General features: G+C 76.1%; 1 protein-coding gene and 1 pseudogene. One reads left to right on the forward strand and one right to left on the reverse strand.

The features are described from left to right. The coding region (locus AB0N07_RS51410) for a hypothetical protein (protein ID WP_365847944.1) at positions 1-226 on the forward strand (226 nt) is incomplete at its 5' end. A 3-nt stretch (positions 227-229) separates the two neighbouring features. On the opposite strand, the pseudogene AB0N07_RS51415 reads toward AB0N07_RS51410, so the two are convergent. After that, positions 230-1,206, reverse strand: a pseudogene (locus tag AB0N07_RS51415) (hypothetical protein); the annotation flags it as partial.

Consider the following 1,206-nt stretch of genomic DNA (forward strand, 5'->3'; position numbering starts at 1 on the left):
GGCCGCCGGAGCGATCCCGGTGATCTGGGACCGGCCCGGTGCGGCCGGTGTCTTCGGCGCGGACCTCGTCCACGCGGACACCGATGCCGCCGCCCGCTGGATCCTCGACCTCACACAGGACGAGGCACGACGGCAGGACTGGTCCGCGCGCATGCGGGAACGCGTGCTCGCGTTCGACGAGCGCACCGTGGCCCGTGCCTGGGCGGAGGCCCTGGGCCTGGACTGAGGGTCAGGGCCGGCGAGGGGCGCGCGTGCCCAGCACGGCGTCCGCGAGGGCGGGGAGGACGAGCTCGGCGGCGTAAGTCCGTGCCACAAGCTCCCGGGCCTGGGCCACGGCAGCCATCCAGGCCTCGGGCTCGGCGGTGGCGGCGCGCACGGACGCGGCCATGGTGGCCACATCCGGGCTCAGCCACGCGGCGGGGTAGAGCAGGTCGGCGCCCGCCCACGCCAGCGCGGCCGGCAGACAGCCGTGCGCGGCGCCGTCGGGCAGCGTGAAGTGGAACGACTCGAAGTCCGAGACGGAGAGCGCGACGCCCACCCGGGCGTACCACGCGGGCATGTCCGGCCCGTGGGGGTCCCAGGCCACGAATCCGGCGAGTGTCGGGTCGGTCTCGATGCGGCGCAGCTGCGCCCGGTAGTAGGCCGCCGCGGCGGGGCGTTGCGCCATCCAGCCGACCTCCTCCGGGTGGTGGCCGCGGATCCGCAGCGTGTGGCGGGGCTCGACCCGGCGGAGCGCCACCAGGAGGTCGAGGGCGCGGTGCAGCCCCTTCCGCTCGGGCAGCACGCCGACCAGCCCGAGCACGAAGCGCCGGTCGTCGTCGCCGTCCGGGAGCGTGGGCGGCACGGCCACCGCGTTCGGCACCACCGAGGTCCGCGCGGCCGGGAAGCGGGTGTCCCGCAGCACCTGGGCGCGCACGTGCTCGGCCACGAACACCCACTCGTCCAGGGCGTCCTGACGCACCCGGGACGGGAACACCGTGCCCGCCTCCTGCAGGTGGAGCCTGCTGGTCAACCGCGTGGTGCGGTGCCGGGAGTCCAGGTGCCGGGAGTACCAGGCGAGATTGCCGAGGCTCCATTCGCAGTGCACCACGTCCGCCCACGCGGCCAGGGCGCGGCTGCGCTCGACGTCGTGCCGGGCGTGGCCGCGCCAGGCGTCCACGCGCACCTCGTGCCCGTCGGCCCGCAGCCGGTCCAACAGCGCGCCCG

It is taken from the genome of Streptomyces sp. NPDC051172, from assembly GCF_040682555.1.
Lineage (GTDB): Bacteria > Actinomycetota > Actinomycetes > Streptomycetales > Streptomycetaceae > Streptomyces.